The 18,065-nt window shown below is 42.7% G+C and carries 15 protein-coding genes; 12 read left to right on the top strand and 3 right to left on the bottom strand.

Translation table 11 applies throughout. The features are described from left to right. On the top strand, positions 1 to 519 hold a 519-nt coding region (locus B0E43_RS10445), incomplete at its 5' end, for a hypothetical protein (RefSeq protein WP_217349162.1). Between the two features lie 499 nt (positions 520 to 1,018). Here the strand turns inward: B0E43_RS10445 and B0E43_RS10450 are convergent. Further along, a complete protein-coding gene (locus tag B0E43_RS10450; protein WP_077349389.1) occupies positions 1,019 to 2,407 on the bottom strand; it encodes a S41 family peptidase in 1,389 nt (462 codons plus the stop codon). 145 nt (positions 2,408 to 2,552) lie between these two features. Between B0E43_RS10450 and B0E43_RS10455 the strand changes: the two genes are divergently transcribed. From B0E43_RS10455 to B0E43_RS10475, 5 genes are all read left to right on the top strand, one after another. Further along, on the top strand, positions 2,553 to 5,546 hold the full coding sequence (locus B0E43_RS10455; protein ID WP_077349391.1) for a sensor histidine kinase: 2,994 nt from the start codon (positions 2,553 to 2,555) through the stop codon (positions 5,544 to 5,546). A 67-nt stretch (positions 5,547 to 5,613) separates the two neighbouring features. Continuing rightward, positions 5,614 to 6,246 carry a response regulator transcription factor gene (locus B0E43_RS10460; protein WP_077349393.1) on the top strand — a complete coding sequence of 211 codons (633 nt, stop codon included), beginning with the start codon at positions 5,614 to 5,616 and terminating at the stop codon, positions 6,244 to 6,246. Positions 6,247 to 6,461: 215 nt separating this feature from the next. Then, entirely contained in the window at positions 6,462 to 6,632 is a 171-nt protein-coding gene (locus tag B0E43_RS22945; RefSeq protein ID WP_168171934.1) for a hypothetical protein, read from the top strand. A 64-nt stretch (positions 6,633 to 6,696) separates the two neighbouring features. Then, positions 6,697 to 7,278: an RNA polymerase sigma factor gene (locus B0E43_RS10470; protein ID WP_077349397.1), complete on the top strand. Its 582-nt coding sequence runs from the start codon at positions 6,697 to 6,699 to the stop codon at positions 7,276 to 7,278. 224 nt (positions 7,279 to 7,502) lie between these two features. Then, on the top strand, positions 7,503 to 7,934 hold the full coding sequence (locus B0E43_RS10475) for a response regulator (RefSeq protein WP_077349399.1): 432 nt from the start codon (positions 7,503 to 7,505) through the stop codon (positions 7,932 to 7,934). A gap of 123 nt (positions 7,935 to 8,057) precedes the next feature. On the opposite strand, the gene B0E43_RS10480 is transcribed toward B0E43_RS10475, so the two are convergent. Continuing rightward, positions 8,058 to 10,400 carry a hypothetical protein gene (locus B0E43_RS10480; protein WP_139352733.1) on the bottom strand — a complete coding sequence of 781 codons (2,343 nt, stop codon included), beginning with the start codon at positions 10,398 to 10,400 and terminating at the stop codon, positions 8,058 to 8,060. A gap of 142 nt (positions 10,401 to 10,542) precedes the next feature. Beyond that, positions 10,543 to 11,403 (bottom strand): glucose-1-phosphate thymidylyltransferase RfbA, encoded by an 861-nt coding sequence (gene rfbA, locus B0E43_RS10485; RefSeq protein ID WP_077349677.1) that lies wholly within the window; start codon positions 11,401 to 11,403, stop codon positions 10,543 to 10,545. A gap of 133 nt (positions 11,404 to 11,536) precedes the next feature. On the opposite strand from rfbA, the gene B0E43_RS10490 reads away from it, so the two are divergent. From B0E43_RS10490 to B0E43_RS10515, 6 genes are all read left to right on the top strand, one after another. Then, a complete protein-coding gene (locus B0E43_RS10490) occupies positions 11,537 to 12,466 on the top strand; it encodes a hypothetical protein (RefSeq protein WP_077349403.1) in 930 nt (309 codons plus the stop codon). A 42-nt stretch (positions 12,467 to 12,508) separates the two neighbouring features. Then, entirely contained in the window at positions 12,509 to 13,780 is a 1,272-nt protein-coding gene (locus B0E43_RS10495; protein ID WP_077349405.1) for a glycosyltransferase, read from the top strand. Positions 13,781 to 13,854: 74 nt separating this feature from the next. Continuing rightward, complete coding sequence (locus B0E43_RS10500; protein WP_254423407.1) at positions 13,855 to 15,279, top strand: glycoside hydrolase family 32 protein; 1,425 nt, start codon at positions 13,855 to 13,857, stop codon at positions 15,277 to 15,279. A 57-nt stretch (positions 15,280 to 15,336) separates the two neighbouring features. Next, positions 15,337 to 15,681, top strand: coding sequence for a hypothetical protein (locus B0E43_RS10505; protein ID WP_077349409.1), 345 nt, complete (start codon positions 15,337 to 15,339; stop codon positions 15,679 to 15,681). Positions 15,682 to 15,745: 64 nt separating this feature from the next. Then, positions 15,746 to 16,240, top strand: a complete 495-nt coding sequence (locus B0E43_RS10510; protein WP_077349411.1) for a hypothetical protein — start codon at positions 15,746 to 15,748, stop codon at positions 16,238 to 16,240. A gap of 55 nt (positions 16,241 to 16,295) precedes the next feature. Beyond that, positions 16,296 to 17,951 carry a sodium-dependent transporter gene (locus tag B0E43_RS10515; protein ID WP_077349413.1) on the top strand — a complete coding sequence of 552 codons (1,656 nt, stop codon included), beginning with the start codon at positions 16,296 to 16,298 and terminating at the stop codon, positions 17,949 to 17,951. Positions 17,952 to 18,065: the final 114 nt, after the last annotated feature.

Consider the following 18,065-nt stretch of genomic DNA (forward strand, 5'->3'; position numbering starts at 1 on the left):
TATCTAGACTCTATAATTTTGAATAGACACAATGTTACTCAAGTTGCAAAAAAATATTTTTCTAAATCACAAATTAAAGATGTATTGTTTATTCATTTTGAATCCAAAATTCTTTCTGGAAGCGCTGATTTAGTTCAATATAGCCTTCCAAATAATCCGTTTCCAGTCGAATTAAGCTTCATTTCAACAAATGAAATATTTTCACTAGTTTTTGAAACTTCAGAGAGCGATTTGTCTAAGGCTAAGTATTTTGCAGATTTTTTTCATAACAAAAGTAAATCACTTATAAAGGAAATGTTCGACAAAATAGATCTATTAAATAATGAAATCAGAAAATTTAATTTAAAAAACAGTTTTAAATTAGCACAACATCTTTCATTAAAAGGCCCGGAAAATATTGAGCTTGATTTCCGAGAATTTTATCATTATAAAAATCCTTCTTCAGACGAACAAAATACGAGCCCGACAGGGGACAAACTTCTCAACAGCGGTGGGTGGAACCCATGGAAAAAACGATAACTAAATAAGTCCCACAACCTCTCCTCTGCGTAGTCAATTGTCTTTTAGTGTTAAGGTTCTATAGACGCTAGGTGTAATTTGTAAATAAACCCTTACTGGGTTGAGGTTCTGAAGACGCTGGGTGGGATTTGCAATTCCACCCTTTTATATTTTGGAATTTGTAATTCCATTTCCCACAAGTTCAACCCCCTTCGGGGTTGTTGTGTCTGTTCCTGATTTCAGTTTCCCTAGGTTTCACCTAGGGCTATTGAAAGGTTCGATCCTTTCAGGATCGTTAATTTATTCCGTCAATGTTTCCAATTCCCGACCCCTGACAAGGGGTCAAACTTCTCAATAGCCGCGGGTTGTTGGGTGAGCTTGTCGAACCCCAACCCGTGGGCATCGAAATGACGAAATATATCGCACGACCCTAAAAGGGTCGAACTCCAACATAGCCCACCGTTTTTGGTTCAACTCAGTTTACCAACCGAGGGCTATGGGAATGAATTCTTTTCCTCAATCACTTCACCATCTCGATTGCCCTTTCCATCACCGGATCTCTTCCGGCAAGCAGATCTTCAGCGGTTGCAATTACTTTGACATCTGGAATTATTCCCCGGTTTTTATCCATTGCAGGATCCAAGTCAGCCATGTGAAAACCCATTCTAGGAACTCCCAAATCAATTTTGGAATGGGGTAAAGTGAGAATTGTAAAAAAGCCACTGCTATTCACTTCGGCACCGCCAGGAGTCTCCTCTCCTACGAATGTCGCCCTTCTGTCGGACTTCACCCGGGAAGCAAATTCAGTAGTCACAGAGAAACTTTGACCGTCAATCAGAATGATCAAATTGCCCTTGAAGGCGTTTTTATAAGGTTTTTCAGTTTTGGTTGGGGCCATGGTAAAAAGATGAATCCCATCTTTTTCCTTGGAAAAGGAATTAGCCATACGGAAAATCTTGGACGTATAGTTTCCAAAATCGACCTTTTGGTTTGGTTTGGTCGTCACAAAGTCATAGTAATCAAACTTATCCATAGCCAAGTATTTGTAGAGTTCGATGCCGAACTTTTCAGATCCCCCTTCATTTCCTCGGAGGTCAAGGATGAGGTTTGAAGCCCCTTCTTCTTTCAGAGTTTCAAAGGAGTTTTTCAATAACTTCTTGAAGTCAAGTCCATCCTCATCGGAAAAAAACCAATTGATATCTAAAACGCCGGTTGAGCTATTGATCATTTTGAAAGTATTCGGCTCATCAGCTTTTTTGTAGGCTACTTCAATCTGATCCTTCGTGACGCCTTTTCCCGCCCACTTCGTGATCTTTCCTCCATCCGCTAATTCGACTGTGTAGGATTCACTCACTCCATATTCAGTGGAATAATAGGCTGCAAAATATCGGTTCAACTGGTAGTATTTTCCACCCAAACTTTCTCCGTCACCATAGGTCATTCCAGAAAGGAGATTCTTCTCGATAGATTCAATCGACTCGCCATTAATGGCCTTCACTTCAGCAAGTACCGGTGCTTTATCATCTCCGAAATGACTGAGAATCTTAACGCTTTGCTGATCGAAATACAACCGAAGCGGAAAGAGTTGATCATCAAAGAATCCGTAATGCTGATCTCTGCCTTGTACAATCCATTTGATATGTCCGTCTTTTAGATCCACCAAAATTGGCCTGAGCAGTTTGTAAAATTCTCGCTGGGTTTTTGGAGTCGAAATCTGAGATTCAACAGCTTTGAAATGGTTTTCAAAAGTCTGCCGATCCGTATATCGGTACAATTCAGGATGGAATTTTTCCAGGCTTTCCCGGAAAATCCGGAGATCATCCCGCATTTCTTGAGGTTGCAATTCCTGAGCGGTGAGATTGGTATTCCAAAGGAAAAGGCCAACCAAAAGCAAGAGTAAATTTTTCATAAGTAGGATTTTCCTTCAGAGATGGGGAAGTTACCCAGGAGGTTGCTTCGAAAAATCCTTTTACCCCTCACATAAACATGTGATTTAATCCGCTCAAAAATTCCTTTTTAGAGCTAAAGGATTAATTTTAGGGACTTTGCATGAGATGAAAAAAATCCTTTTCCTCCTTCTTTTTCTACTTGTGGTCAAATCAGTATTCGCTGAGACCAAACGCTATTTTGTCACCCGTTTTGGAACAGCTGAAGGATTGACTTCCAATCAGGTCTTGACTGTTTATAAAGACAAGGATAACTACCTGTGGATTGGAAGTCACAATGGCCTGCAGCGGTTTGACGGGAGAAAATTCATGACTTACCAAATCGACAGCCCCGAGCGTCAAACTACCCAATCTGTTTCAGAAATTTTAGTGGACTTAAAGGGGAAAATGTGGCTTCGGGTGGGCGACGATTATGGAATCTACATACCTGAAAAACAACTTTTCACGAAATTCCCATTCGAAAAAACTCAAGACCGCTTCCAGGGTGAATCCCTTTGGATGGACAGCAAGGGCAATCTTTTCGTGATCGTCAACCACAACAAATTGCTCTGGATTGATCAGGAAAACCAAATCATCACTGACAAAAATCTGCCTATTCAACTTCCGGACGGCTGGCGACCCCGCTCCATTTTTGAAGACAAAAACGGGCTCTATTGGATCAGTTGCGTTGAGGGTATCAGTGTATTTGATCCGAAAAACTCCGCTGTTTATACGCGCAATTCCAATCCTTTGGGGCTGGAGGTACTCAAAAATCCAGCGTTGAACTCCGTATTCAATTATTATGAAGATTCTGAAGGTATCGCTTGGATTAATTACTGGTCGCCGGATGAAAAGCTGATTTCCTACGATCCAAAGACGCATGCCTGGAAAGATCACAAAAGCGAGCTTTCACCTCCGACAACCAATTATCAGGAAGCCTATGGAAATCTTGAATTGCCCAACGGGCAGCTTTGGAGGTATGGCATTCAGACCTTGGCGGATTTTGACCGGAAATCAAAAAAATTCACTCCGCTGATTCAGAGCGACATCCGATACGACAAAATCTCCAAAGTAATCTGGGACGATGCTGGAGGGATTTGGCTTGCGACAGACTCCGGATTGTATTTCCTGCATTTTGATACTCCCAACATCTTTTTTCTGGAGAGGGATACCAAAGAGGGAAACTACGAATACCAGGCAATCGAAGAGGTAATCCACCGGGGAGATACTAGCGTGTGGCTGGGAAGCTGGGGAAAAGGACTTAGTGCATTCAAACCCATGACCGGTGAATTGAATTTGGATTGGATTTATAGGAGTGCCCCTAAAGCAATCGAGACACTTCAAGTGTGGGACATTCACCACGACAAAAAACGAAATCTCGTATGGGTTGCCTTGCAAAAAGGCCTCATTCAAGTCATAGAACTTGATTCCAAAAAAGTACACTTTATCTATCCTGAAGCCTTTGAAGGATCGACCATTCGCACCATTGCTCAGGAGGATCAGGGAAACCTGTGGTTTGGAACACAAAACGGGAGCATCATCAAGTACGAGGGAGAAGGAATTCTGGAAACCAATTTCAAGAGAATTAGAAAATTCCAGGGACGCATTCCACAAATCTTGATCAGCAAAGATCAAAAACTCTGGGTGACCACCACAAATGAGGGCGTTTATGTATTGGATCTTCAGGAAGGAAAAATCCTCCGCCATCTGGACAATTCTATTTTGAATTCAAATACGACTGAGAAAATTCTCCAGGCAAACGACAGCACATTCTTGATTGGTTTTGAGCTTTTGAACAAGTTCAAGGTGAATACCAACCAAAATGAAATTTTCTCCTATTCGGATGGGCTGGTCAGCAATACCATTTTGCACATGCAGTGTGACTCCAATGGCTTGGTTTGGATATATACTCCAAATGGGATGACTCGATTTGATGTCAATACCAATACCTTTTACTCCTTTGGGAAAAACCACTTCTTCTCAACAATCCCGGGAGACGGCCGAAGCGGAACGCGTTTTTCCAATGGTGAATTGGCCTTTGTCAGCAATAATGGGATCATGATTTTTGATCCAAGCCAATTTGAGCGAAACCTCACTCCTCCTGTTCCATCGATTACCAGCATTGAACTTTTCGGGCTGTACATCGGGGATGGTTCTTTGGATTCATTGAAAAAAGAATTCACTTCAAGGGAAAACAGCCTGACCTTTGATTTCAATATTCTGAACTTTCCAATTCAGGACAGATTCACCTATTACTACCGGTTGGTTGGTGCAGACCCGGAATGGATCGAAGCCAAAGGCAGTTTTCAGGCAGTCTATTCCCTCCTACCTCCCGGAGAATATCGGTTTGAGGTGAGAAGTGCCAATGAGTCCGGGGTGTTTTCAGAACCGGCTGTTTTCAGTTTTGAAATCAAACCCAGCCTGGTTCAGACTTGGTGGTTCAAAGCACTTTTGGGATTGATTTTCATCGGAATAGTTTACCTCATTTACCGAATGAATGTCAACCGGATTTTGGCAGTCGTCAACCTACGAAGCAGATTGGCCAGAGACCTTCATGACGATATGGGATCTACGCTGAGTACCATCAATATTCTCAGCTCTATGGCCAAAACAAAAATCGGAACCGATCCTGCCAAATCCAGTGAGTACATCTCCAAAATCTCTGAAAATAGTCAGCGAATGATGGAAGCCATGGATGACATTGTCTGGAGCATCAAGCCCCAAAATGACACCATGGAAAAGCTGATCGCCCGAATGCGGGAATTTGCCAACGAAGCCCTGGAAAGCAAGGATATTCTGTTTAACATGGAGATCGACGAAAAAGTCTTGGGGATGAAACTCAGCATGGATGCCCGTCGGGATCTGTTTTTGATATTCAAAGAAGGCATCAACAATGCAGCAAAGTATTCCAAGGCCACTCGACTGTTAATTTCCTTTGAATTGGAAAAAAGTATCTTCATTATGAAGATCAAAGACTACGGTGTAGGCTTCGACCTGAATGATCTGGATGATGGTAATGGATTGGAAAACATGAAAAAACGTGCTGCCAATCTGAACGGAACACTGACTATCAACTCTAAACCGGGTGAAGGAACGGAATTGATCTTGAACATTACCCTGTAATTCCACATCAATATGTGATTGAGAAGCAACCTATTACCCGCTAATTTTGAATTATCAAACCAATGCCATGATAAAGCTGCTGATATACGAAGACAATGCCCAACTACGGGAAGGATTGACAATGCTGATTGACGGCAGTGAGGGATTCAATGTGCTTGCGGCTTTCAGAAACTGCTCCAATGTGGTGCATGAGGTCAAAACCTACCATCCGGACGTCATCCTGATGGATATTGATATGCCGGGCGTAAATGGACTGCAGGGACTTAAACTGATCAAGGAAATCAATCCGGATGTGAAAGTGCTGATGTTGACTGTTTTTGACGATCATCAGAATATCTTTAAAGCCCTTCAAAATGGTGCAAATGGGTATATTCTGAAGAAAACACCTCCCGCCAGACTGCTAGAATACATTCAGGAAGCCTCCACCGGAGGAGCTCCAATGACCGCTTCTGTAGCAGCGCAGGTATTGAAGATGTTTTCTCAAATGAATCTGCCAGCCGATAAGAGCTACAACCTATCGGAACGGGAAAAAGAAGTCCTTCAACTACTGGTCAATGGCTACTCCTACAAAATGATCGCTGCCGAAATGTTTATCGCCATGGACACTGTCCGCAGTCACATCAAAAAGATATACGAAAAGCTTCATGTCAATTCCAAAAGCGAAGCCGTGGCAAAAGCCTTCCGGGACAAGTTGGTCTGATTTTTAGTTTAAGGGCTATTTGAATATTCTAGATTAGGCCTGCAAGGTTTTCAAAACCTGGCAGGCCTTTTTTTGGTATCCGCTTTTTTGCAGAAATCACATCACATCTTTTTCGAGATTCAATGGATCAACCTCCTATTTTTCACCCATTTATGTGATTTCATGAGTCTGATTTTCAGGACAAATTTGTAAAGTCACTTTTAAATCAAATTCTAATGAAAACCTTTTGGAAACTCATACTGATTCTTTGGGGAATAACCTTTTCCACCAGCGGTGCTGAAGAGAAAACCAGTGCAAAACCCTGCGTCAGCTGCACAGCCATGGTGCAAAAAACCACACAAACATGTGATGTCGTGGAAGCAGCCCAGGCCCACTCCATCACGTAAACAGTAGTATCAACCAAGGCCCTTTTTGAAATGAAACCAACTATTTCCAATTCTTTACCTACCCATGAAAAAGCCAATGGTGAATCCCGGAGCGGTTCAACTCCTCCACTCAAACAGCATAGAACATTTATTTTTTGGATGCTTGGATCAAAATCCAAAAATCCAGCGTGAACTTTTTGATCGGCTGTCTTCGAAGATGCTTTCTCTAAGTCTGAGATACATCAAGGAGACAGCCGCCGCTGAGGATGTTTTAATTATTGCCTTTCGGAAAGTTTTTGACCGAATAGGTCAGTTTCGACAGCAGGGAAGTTTCGAAGGCTGGATCCGCCGGATTGTAGTCAATGAGTGCCTGATGTATTTGGAAAAGCAACGAAACCTCTACCGGGAAATCGGCCTGGAACGGATATATCCCGAAGCAAATCAAGCGAGCCCTAGTGATAATCTGGACTGGGAAGATCTGACAAAAATGCTTCAGTACCTTCCCAAAGGCTACCGAAAAGTATTCGAATTGTTTGCTCTAGAAGGCTTGAGTCACGAGGAAATTGCCAGAAAATTGGAAATCTCTGAAAACACGTCCAAGTCCCAACTCTGCCGAGCCCGGATACAATTGCAGCGTTTGCTTCATTTCCGAACTCTCAAAAACTGATTCTGCGAAAAAAAATACCCCTGCAATTTGCACAGTTGCGATCTTCCCTCCCATGCCTTCGGTAGTTCTGATAGCATATGTTTTCTCAAAATCCGGCAAAATCAAACTGCTATTTGATATATCAATGGAATTGGAATAAATAATGTTATCAAATTTTTACTTGGGTAAATCCAATTTTTTATGCTAAAGCCAATACTTTTGTGGCTTAATCCGGAGACAATTTTATGGCAGTTTTTAAGGTTGGTGAAGTTTTTTTGGTAGATGATGATGCAATTGTTAGAATGGTCGCCAGCAAAATTCTCAAAAGCATTGATTTCAATAATGCGATATCAGCTTTTGAAAATGGCCAATTGGCAATAATGGAAATCACCAGAAGGTTTGAAAATGACGAGTTAAAAAACACTGCTGAGCCGATCCTTATACTGTTGGATATCAATATGCCAGTAATGGATGCCTGGGGGTTTTTGGACAAATTCACGGAAATGGATGAGGAAATCAAAAAGAACTATTTTATATGCATCATTACCAGTTCGATCGATAGTAACGATCGAGCTTTAGCCTTTTCCTATCCAGATGTCAAAGATTACATTACCAAACCCTTGTCAGGTAAACATGTAATCGACTTACTTTCCAAGCATGAGCTTTACGAAAAGTAGAAATAGCCCAATCGAATCTAACTAAACCAAAGAATTTGGGATCGTAAGGTTGCATTTTTGAAGAAAAAAACCTCTGCCCGAATCAGACAGAGGTTTCGATCGTTTTAAAAACCTAAAAACCGGTTACCAGATGTGGATATTCGATCCGGCAATTTCTTCAAACTTCATGTTGGATGTCTTGAGTCTTTCCTGAAAAAGATTGTTAACTGCTATACCGTGTTGCCCGGACTTGGCAATCGTGGAATTCTTGATTATCAAAGCACCTTCAGGAGCGTCGGCGACATGGATTGCTGCAGAGAATCGATTTTGAACCAGCATCCCGGCATGTAAGATTTCCGCATGATCAAATTGATTGTACTGACTTGAAGTCGCGATTCGGATTCCATGCCATGATCCGGCAGATTCATCCAAGCCTTGAATCCTTACGGGTCCACCCTGAATTCCTTCCAGTTTCAAATAAGACTCACCTAGGTTACCCGGAAGAACCGAAATTCCTGCACCAGGCATCATTTTCAGAATTACTCCCGCTTCTATTCTGAGGCCAGATTTGATGATCAGGTTATTGGTGACTTGACCTTTGACCAAATAGGGAACCCGCTGTACAAACCCTTTCCAGGTAACCGCCCTCACCCCGAAATCGACAGGCATTTGGGTATCAATCACCACTTCGGGCTTTGCGTTGTTTTCAAATCGAGTGACATAAGACAGTTTTTCAACCTGACTTGTGGAAACGACAATAGGATGTCCTTCATGGTTTGTGACTGAGTTCAGTTCAAATTCCAGCAAACTAGCATCCGCTTTGGCCACAAGGCCACTTCCTTTTCCCAAGTCAAGGATAGTTCGCTCCACATTCAACCAACCCTGTTTTCCGAGATTTAGGGTGGCTGATTCATTGCCCGTCACGACTGGATTGCTTCCTGCATGCCGAATCTCTGCCCATAGGATATTACTTGGCTGACTACCGGAATTCTCCACATGAATCCCTTTCCAATACCCCTTGGATTTGGTGATGCCTTCAATCACAACAGGTTTGCCCATTTCTCCTAAGAACAACAAGCGGGATTCCTGAATGGCACGAATTCCGGTATTTTCGGCCATATTGATATGAGCTCCATCGGAAAGAACCCAAGTTGTCTTTCCGTACACCACCAAATCTCCGAGGATGTCGTATTGGGCATCAAAAGTTGGCCAGATGTGTTCAGTGCCATCGTTGAGGCGCGTTTCAATCACCTGGATTTTTCCCGGGCCGATCTCATTGAGGGTAGAAAGGTCCCGTACTTGATAGGCTGAAATCCGGATATGGGCTGTGGTACTGTTTTCTATTTTGCAAGAAATGAACTCAGAAAACCTACCTCCGGGTACCAGTTCAACCCCAATCCCTCTATTGGAGTGAATATGAGTCTTGATGAGTCTAACTAATCCCCCATCATCAATCATCAAAGCTGCTGCTAAAGGACTCTGGCCTGCATTTTTGATTTCCACTCCACGGAGGATATTTCCTGGGCTTCCAGACTCGACAAGTATTCCTTCCCAAAAACCAAGGGTGTTCTCTTTTCCTTGAAATACAATCCCCGTGTTGTCCAGAGGAGCATCCGCGACCAATGTACCGTTTGGCGAAATTGTCATCCGGGCATCCTGTTCAAAACCAATTCGAACCCCGGGCATTACTGTTAACCTTGCCCCTACTTTAATATCCTTGGTGATGATGTAATCAAAATCCAAGTCCTGTTCGACAAATACATTTTCCAAAACCCGGTCATGCAGGATATCTCCTGAAATCAGGATCGGACCTTCAGCTCCACCATTATCCTCATTTACAATAACTTCAACCAAATCAGCGGAAATATTTGATTGCACCTTTACAGTAAGTTTTATCAAATATTTTCCGGCCTTGTCAGGCTTGAAATTGGCCACTGCATCATCTGGAAATCGGATTTCGGCTAGGCTTCCTTCAGGCTTCTGGATGATTTCCCAAACAAATTCCATGGCTCCCCCAAATTCATTGACAGATCCTGTTGCGTCCAATTGAGTCGTATTTCCCAAGATGATCTCGCGATCTTCCCCGGCCTTAGCCTCAAGTTTGGAAGACTGTCCTTCTACCACAATGATTTTTACTGTGTCCGAATCGGACCAACCTTGGTATGTAACAGTCAATTTGAACACATACTCTCCGGGCCTATCTGTCGAAAACTGCACCGCAACCTGATTTAAGGCTGAGATGACAACTTCGGCTCCTTCCGGTTTTTGGGTCAATTCCCATTGGAAACTGATCGGTTCCCCTGTGGAATTTATCGATTGACTTCCGTCCAAAAGTGTGACAGAATTAGTCACCAATTTTTGTTCTTCACCTGCTTCCGCAATCAGCGGATTTCTAGGCTCCTCCAGTGTTTCTTCACAAGCTGAAAACAGACCTGTGAAAAGTAGCAGGAGCAATCCAAGTGATCTGTAGTGTTTCTTTTTTTTCATTGGTTTAGTTTTTAAAAATTTAAAACACCAAGCAGATTGGAAAAAGGAAGTCCGGGTTGCATTCATAGGTAGATTTTCTTTAGAAGGCACAAAAAAAGCCCGGGAGATTTTCCCAGGCTTCGTATTCCAAAATTCACAAAGTCTATTTCAGCAATCCTCTCAGATATCCTCCGTATCCGCTTTTGCCCAATTTATCTGCTGCTTTGAGCAACTCCTCTTTTCCGATAAATCCATTGCGGTAGGCGATTTCTTCGATGCATCCGATTTTCAATCCCTGTCTTTCCTCGATCACTTCCACAAACTGGGCAGCCTGCAGCAACGACTGATGAGTTCCGGTATCCAGCCACGCTGTCCCACGGTTCAAAATCGCAACCTGAAGCTTTCCCATTTTCAGATATTCATTATTCACATCGGTAATTTCCAATTCTCCCCGCGGGCTTGGTTTGATGTTTTTGGCTATTTCAACGACTTGATTGTCATAAAAATAAAGTCCTGGCACTGCAAAATTTGACTTTGGGTTAGCCGGTTTTTCTTCAATGGAAATGGCTTTCTGATTTTCGTCAAATTCCACCACACCATAGCGTTCGGGATCATTGACATGGTAAGCAAATACGACCCCACCAACAGGACTCGTATTTTCAAGCAAGGTCTTGTGAAGTCCAGATCCGTAGAAAATATTATCTCCCAACACCAAGGCGACATTGTCATCTCCGATGAATTTCTCTCCGATAATAAAAGCCTGCGCCAATCCATCTGGGCTGGGTTGCACGGCATATTCAAACTGACACCCAACTTGAGAACCGTCTCCCAGCAGCTTTTGAAAAGCCGTGGAATCTTCCGGAGTGGTAATTATCAAAATCTCCCGGATTCCGGCCATCATCAGTACCGAAAGTGGATAATAGATCATCGGCTTGTCATAAACTGGCATCAGCTGCTTGCTGACTGCAATGGTCAAGGGATAAAGCCTTGAACCGGAGCCTCCGGCCAAAATAATTCCTTTCATATTATATTTTTTGTCTTCAAAAAGCTCGGACAAAACTAAGGGTTATATATTGAAAATGACATTAAATTGTGTTTTCAAGTTCTCAGATTTCAGATAATTGAAACTGATAGAGGTCCCGTTTCCCGTTTTCCAAATGCCTAAAAACCCAAGTTTCGAAAAGTTAAAATCCAAAATTCCGGATTCTGGAGCAATCGATTATTTGATAGAAAGTCTTTCAGGATCAGATTTCAATAGCCTGATGTTGGAGATTTTCAGACAACGGGCTGATCAGATTTCGCCGGCTGATTTGTTGCGGGATTTTGAGAAAAACAGGTTTACCCAACCTACCTCGCTGGATCCGATTTTACTTTTGGAAGCGGAATTAGATTGGCTTAAAAAAGCCAGTTTGGCCGATTTTACTTCTATTATTCTGTCACCCGTCTCACCTTTGGGGACTTGCTCGGTGGTGTCCAAAACAAATCAGAATAACCTGATCAGTGCATTGAGAAACACCGAAGTGGTAGCAGATGCCACCAATGTGCTGGCTTTGCAGCTTGCGCTAAATCAAAAAAGGAATCCAGAAATAGGTTCGGAAAGGTTGGCAACAGTCCACCGCCATGTTCGGGCGCAACATTACGAAAATCCAAACTTCACAGCCCATTTTGGGATATTTTGCCTGGCATCGGCTGGAAAAGACAGGGGAAACTTTGACTTTGAACTGGAGGAAGCAAACCGTCACCTCTCGCTTATTTTGGACATCTTGGGAAAACATTTCTCAAAAGAACAAATGGTATTCAAGTTCTTTCTAAGAGATGAAAATCCAAAACTCAAAATTCGCTTGGAAGAAAAAGAAAACTGCTGGTCAGCCTATCCTGTCACATTCGAAACAGATTCTTCAAAAGAATATTACAGCCTGTTCCAGTTTAAGGTGTATGTCAAGATTGGGGATGTCCAAATCGATTTCGCCGATGGAGGGCCGGTGGACTGGGTCGCCAAATTGACCGGGAACCAAAAAATGAGGTCCTTTATCAGTGGAATCGGATTGGAACTGGTCTTGAAACTTGCGGGAAAGGCAAAAGAATAGGTTCCATCTTCTTCCTATTTTGGATGGTTCAATAATAAACCCATGAAATTTCTTCTCATTTCAATAGGAACCCGGGGTGACATTGAGCCATTTTTAGCTCAAGCTGAGATCCTTACCCAAGCAGGTCACGAAGTCCATTGTCTTTTTCCAGAACAGTTTCGAGAAACGGTAGAAAAGTTGGGGTTTCATTTCCTTGGTTTTGACAAGCGATTTTTGGAAATGTTAGAGACAGATTCTGGTAAATCTGTCATGGGAGGGGGAGGAAATACCTTTACGAAAATCAAAAACTTTATCCAGCTGATCAGAAGTTCCTTTGGTCTTCAGAAGACTCTGAATTCCCAACAAAAAGAGGCGATCGATTCCATTCAACCGGACAGAGTTGTTTTTCATCCCAAAGCACTTTATTGCACTCTTCCGGCAATGGCCGAACCCAAGAAGTATTTTCAGTTATCGCCAATTCCAAATCTCATTCATCCAAATCCGGAATTTCCGCATTTGGGACTGTCAAAATGGAAGCCTTTTTCTGCCAAATGGAATCTCAAAACCTATGATTGGGTCAATATGGCGAGATACATGACTTTCAACAAATTTTTGAAAGAGTACTATCCAAATTTTCCAGGAATTGATTTCTCTGTCAAATCCATCCAAGCTTTTGAACGCAACCAGCTTCAGGTTTTGTACCAGATTTCACCGACTCTCTTTCACAAACAAGCCATTTGGCCTGAAGCGGCTCATATCACGGGATTTTTTGCCCGAAATCAAAATCAAAACTACACCCCTGCCCCATCCTTGGAGGCTTGGCTTATCAACCATCCAAAAGCCGTTTTGTTGACTTTTGGCTCCATGAGCAATCCAAAACCTAAGGAGTATTCAACAAAAATTATTCAGCTACTGGAAAAACACAGGATTCCGGCAATTGTCAATTTGTCCTGGGGTGGATTGCAAAAAATCGAAACCGGCGGTGATTCAATTCATTATGTCAATCAGATTCCTTACGACTGGGTTTTACCGAAACTCTATGGAATCATTCATCACGGAGGTTCCGGAACCACTCACAGCGGAGCAAAATCCGGTGCAGTTCAATTAATTGTTCCCCATATCATGGATCAGTACTTTTGGAACCGGTTAGTCCATTCCAAAGGATTGGGGCCTTTGGGCACCAGTATCCACAATTTTAATTCGTATAAATTTGAAAACGCACTGTTGGATTTTTGGACCAACCCGAAATACAAGAAAAATGCCCTTGACATTGCTGAAAAAATGGCAAATGAAGCCGATCCTCAAGTCTTGATCAATCTTTTAACCAAAGAATAACAATGTACTCCATGTCCAGGTATTCCCTTATTGCATCCGTACTGTTCCTTTGCTCTTGTGGTTCAAATCCAGAAGTGAATTTTACCCCTTCCTCAACCGAGCAGTTTAGACCGGATTACCATTTCACACCGGCAAAAGGATGGATGAATGATCCAAATGGGATGTTTTACCTTGAGGGGGAGTATCATTTGTTTTTCCAATATTATCCAGACAGCACGGTTTGGGGGCCTATGCATTGGGGCCACGCGGTTTCCAGAGATTTAGTCAGCTGGGAGGAGCTGCCGATAGGGCTTTATCCGGATAGTCTTGGGTATATTTTCTCAGGTAGTGCAGTGTATGATGGTGAAAATACCTCCGGATTAGGAACCGCCGAAAATCCTCCGATCGTGGCAATTTTCACCTACCACAACGCTGAAGCCGAAAGATCCGGGTCGAATGATTTTCAGTCTCAAGGAATCGCTTTTTCCACAGACAAAGGCCGAACCTGGACAAAGTTTGACCAAAATCCGGTATTGCCAAATCAGGGAATCCAGGACTTTCGAGATCCAAAAGTCTCGCAGCAAGTCAAATCTGACGGGACTAAAGAGTGGGTCATGACTTTGGCAGCCCAAGATCGAGTGCAGTTTTTTAGTTCTCCGGACTTGAAAAACTGGCAACTGAAAAGTGAATTTGGCGCAGGAATCGGAGCGCATGGCGGGGTTTGGGAATGTCCGGACTTAATCCCACTTCAGTCTCCCAATGGCGATCAAAAATGGATATTGCTTGTAAGCATCAATCCAGGTGGTCCACAGAAAGGATCTGCCACTCAGTATTTTATAGGAAATTTTGAAAACGGGACTTTTACTCCCGATGATACCATGATACGTTGGCTGGATTATGGTCCGGACAATTATGCTGGAGTAACTTGGGCAAATCTTCCGACCGAAGAAAACCGAACGCTCTTTATTGGATGGATGAGTAATTGGCTTTATGCTCAAGTCGTCCCCACCCAAAGCTGGAGATCTGCCATGACAGTGGCACGAGAGCTTAGTCTTATTGAGATCAATGGAGTTTTGTTGTTGAAATCTGCACCAGCTAAAGAACTGGAAAAACTTCGCGGTGTAGCGATCAAGGTAAATCAAGCTTCCAACCTTCCCTCTCAAGCTGTGGAAATCAATGCCGAACTGGACGGTTCAGATACCTTTTCCTTGACCCTTTCCAATGAATTGGGTGAAAAGCTGGTCATCAACAAAGAATTTGGTCTGGTATCAGTTGACCGAACTTTGGCGGGAAAATCTGACTTTCATTCCGATTTTGCTGCAATTCATTCTGCACCTATGAGCTGGAAAGCTGAAGAACTCCGGATTTTTCTGGATGCAAGCTCGGTGGAGGTTTTTGTCAATGGAGGAGAACTCGTGTTGACTTCGCTCCTATTCCCAAATTCACCCTGGAAAAAAGTAGAATTCCATCAGGGAATCGAAGAGGGAAAAGTTTTCGATTTGAAAAATAGCCAGCAATGATTTTGATTTTCACTCAAATTATCGCTTACATTTGAAGTTTATTCAAAGATCAAAGAAATGAAAAAACAGAAAATCGCCTTACTCTTGAGCCTTTCTTGGCTGATTGGGCTGATTGCAATTTTTTCTTTTCCGCCTTCGATCAAAAGTGCCGCTGAACCTCATTCCCAGCATTCAGAGCTAAGAGAAATCACAGCGCCTGATTTGGTGTTGAGAGCTTCCGGTCAGACCCCTGAAGTACCTGCCTTTAAAGCAGATCTTCACTTTTCTGATCTCCTCAGTGCCAATTCTAAGACCGATTTTGTCCCTTCAATTACTCAATACCTGTCGCCTTCATTTTTCACAAAGTCAAGGCCATTATTTGATGTATTGATTACCTTTTTCTATTTCTTCCATACCTGGTAGCCTGTGTTTTCATCCGAAGCCAAAAAGGCCAAAAACACATCTTTAATTTTATCTACCAAAAATCATGTTTGACATCGATATGCCCACATTCATTGTGGCGAGTTTATTCCTTGCGGCTATTGCCGCCGTTTTCGTTTATTATTCCCTGAAAAGTAAAAAAGCCAGAAAGGAATTTTATGGAAAATTCAATCAATTCATTTCTGGTCTAAATTTAAACCCCAATGTCAAAGAAGACTGGAGAAATCGCTTTATCTTGGGTCTTGATCAGCAAAATAAAACGCTTGTTTACTGCAATTTTGGAGACAATGAGCAAAAAATCGCAGTGAATCTCCCGGAAGTGAGTAAGGTCAGTGTTTTAGAGACCTTTCATGAAACGGAGAATGCTGCTAACACCAGAAAAATTCTAGACCAACTTGCATTGAAAGTCCAATTCAAAACCCCAGGAAAAGAAGCTCTAACCTTATTGATTTATTCGTCAGAAGAGTATTCGGATATGCTTGGAGAAACAGTATTGGCAGCAAATTGGGCAAGTGTAATAAATCAACAGTTAAACAAATAAACCTTAAGGGTCTCCTTTCCAAAAGGGGCCCTTTTTCTTTATCCAAACTTAATCTATGAGCGTAAGCAAAGAATCCTGGGGCTCCCGATTGGGCCTGATCCTGGCCATGGCCGGAAATGCAGTTGGACTTGGAAATTTCCTGCGATTTCCTGTTCAGGCTGTTCAAAATGGCGGAGGTGCCTTTATCCTACCTTATTTGATCTGTTTCCTTTTGATGGGAATCCCCTTACTCTTCATAGAGTGGTCGGTAGGCCGGTACGGTGGAAAACTGGGTAATCACAGTACCCCGTACATCCTGGATTCGATGAGCAAAAAGCCCATTTGGAAGTACATAGGCGTATTTGGGATTTTTACAAACATTGCTGTAGTGGCTTACTACACCTACATTGAGTCCTGGACATTCCTGTATGTATTTCACAGCATTTTCGGAACCTTCACAGGAATGGGCAAGGAAGAAATCAGCCTGTTTTTTGATAATTATGTCAACCTGACCGGGTCAGATTTAGGCATTCCTATGCTACCAGTGGTCATTTACATTCTGGTATTGGCAGTGAATGTTTACATCCTTTCCACAGGACTTGGAGGTATTGAAAAGGTTGCAAAAATAGGGATGCCATTATTGATCCTTTTTGGGATAGTTCTCGCCTATCGCGGCTGGACTATGGGTGCAGACTTTGCATCAGATGCTTATCCGGATGCCGATGCCTGGGACGGAATCAATTTCCTATGGACGCCACAATATACTTCTCTTGCAGATCCAAAAGTATGGCTCGCAGCTGCAGGACAGATATTCTTCACACTGTCAGTTGGAATGGGTTCCATTCAGTGCTATGCTTCTTATATGAGAGAAAATGAGGACATCGCACTCAATTCGATCACAGCTGGTTTTACCAACGAATTGGTCGAGGTTTTACTTGGAAGTGCAATTGTAATTCCGATTGCGGCTGGATTCTTAGGCTTGGATTGGGTATTAGAAAATGCCGGTTTTGGAATGGCCTTTCAAACGATGCCTTACCTATTCCAGCAATGGGGTGCAGTATTTGGCGTAGTGGCTGGGGTTTGTTGGTTTGGTTTGCTCTTCTTTGCGGGTATTACCTCCTCTTTAGCCATGGGAACCCCTTGGATGGGATTCATGCAGGATGAGTTTGGATGGGGAAAAGTCAAAGGAGCCGTTTCATTTGGCCTGATTGCACTTGCCATGGGTCTTCCAACAGTCTTGTTTTATCAGTATGGTTACTTTGATGAATACGATTATTGGGGAGGTACAGTCAGCTTGGTAGTTTTTGCCTTTCTAGAAACTATCCTCTTTGCTTGGGTTTTTGGGATGGAAAAAGGCTGGGCCGAAATCATACGAGGTGCAGACATCCGAATTCCGGGAGCCTATAAGTGGATCATGAAGTATGTCACTCCGTTACTGCTTCTATTGGTGTTGATTGGTGCACTGTTTACACCGGCCGGCAACGACTGGTCCGGAGCAATTTCAGCTCTTTTTGATGGACAGCTCTATTCGTTAGATCCCAGCTCATTGATTTCAAAGATTACTCACGAAGACATCAAGGCACAAATCCTGCTCAATCCTGAGAATTCGAGTCTTTTGGAAAAGAAAATGTTTTATTCTACACTTGCCCGAACACAGCTTATTATTTTGTTTGTGGCCATTGCAGCGATAGTTTGGTACTCAAATAAAAAACGTCAATCCGCCTTATTATGAACACATCAGCATTGATACTTTCGCTCGTGACCCAAGGACTGATTTTGGGTGTTACGCTTTATTGTTTCTATCTGGTTTTGAAAAAACCAAAAACAGATTAATCCCAAACAGTAA

The sequence above is a fragment of the Algoriphagus sp. A40 genome (genome assembly GCF_002002735.1).
Classification (GTDB): domain Bacteria; phylum Bacteroidota; class Bacteroidia; order Cytophagales; family Cyclobacteriaceae; genus Algoriphagus.